Raw genomic sequence first — 1,337 nt, forward strand, 5'->3', positions numbered from 1 at the left:
TAGGAGCTGTCCGGCCGATCATTGATGGCGTGCGTATGGCTGCTGCTTGGGCGCCTGTAGCGACGGTCTGAAGTCGATTGCTGGATGCCTGATGCTGCGCGACCATCGTCGGATGAGTACGGATGAGGGTCGGAAGCTGACGCGGGTTGTGCAGACGTGCTCCGCATACCCGTCGCAGTGGGATGCCTGGACGGCGGGCGGCCAGTACCTGTATCTCCGATACCGGCATGGCGAGGGCTGCGTCGAGTGGCATCCCGGCCCCGAGGACGACGCCGACACGTCGGAGTCTTGGAACGAGGGCCTCTCCGGACTCCTGATCCAATGGGACGACGGCAGCGGCAACGGTGTCATCAGCCTTGAGGACTTCCTCGCGGCAGCGGGCTTGGTGTTGGCGCCGGGTGCCCTGGTGAGTTGAGCTCCTGGCACGCGATCAGGTACGGAGCCAGATGACGAGTGCGGCTGCGGTGACAGTGCCGAGGAAGACGTAGCCGCGCTTGTCGTAACGGGTCGCGACGGCGCGGGAGTTCTTCAGCCTGTTGATGGCCCTCTCGACGGTGTTGCGCTTCTTGTACCGCTCCTCGTCGAACCCCGGTGGCCAGCCACCTCGCGATCCTTTGCCCAGGCGGGCGGCCTGACTGTCGGCCTTCTCCGGGATCGTGTGGTGGATGGCGCGCCGTCGCAGATACTGGCGGCAAGGACCGTTGCTGTATGCCTTGTCGGCTGCGATGCTGTCGGGCTTCTTGCGGGGCCTGCCAAGTCCGAACCGGAGGACCCGGATCTTCTCCAGCACCGGTATGAACTGGGTCAGTCGGCTCGCTGCCCCGGCGTGACGATCAGGGACAGCGGGCGGCAGCGGCCGTCCGCGCTCAGGTGGATCTTGCTGGTGAAGCCACCGCGTGAACGGCCCAGGCCCTCGCCTCCCGCACCACCTCCACCAGCCGGCCGACGAGGCTCTGCCACGGAGTTTCGTCCTGGTGTTCCAGCGACTCGTCCCCCTTTGAGTCGGCAAGAGCCGGTGGTGGCTCGATGCGGGCGCCGGCCGCGTGCTGGTGTGCGCGCACGATAGTGGAGTCCACCGAGATGTCCCAGTCGATCTCCCCTGCCGCGTCGGCCGCGGCCTGGACCTGCTGCAGCAGCCGCTCCCAGGTTCCGTCGGCAGACCAAAGCCGATGGCGCTCGTAGACCGTCTTCCACGGCCCGAACCGCTGCGGCAGATCACGCCAGTGAACCCCGGTCCGAACCCGGTGAAGAATCCCGTCGATCACTTGTCGATGATCACGCCACCGCCCACACCGACCGTTGCTCACCGGCAGGAACGGCCGCAGCCGCTCCCACTC

General features: G+C 66.8%; 1 protein-coding gene and 1 pseudogene. One reads left to right on the forward strand and one right to left on the reverse strand.

The features are described from left to right. Positions 1 to 112 precede the first annotated feature (112 nt). Entirely contained in the window at positions 113 to 415 is a 303-nt protein-coding gene (locus ACIOEW_RS41250) for a hypothetical protein (protein WP_401970764.1), read from the forward strand. A gap of 15 nt (positions 416 to 430) precedes the next feature. On the opposite strand, the pseudogene ACIOEW_RS41255 reads toward ACIOEW_RS41250, so the two are convergent. Further along, positions 431 to 1,337 (reverse strand): annotated as a pseudogene (locus ACIOEW_RS41255) (IS5 family transposase); the annotation flags it as partial.

The organism is Streptomyces sp. NPDC087901 (assembly GCF_044742205.1).
GTDB lineage: Bacteria > Actinomycetota > Actinomycetes > Streptomycetales > Streptomycetaceae > Streptomyces.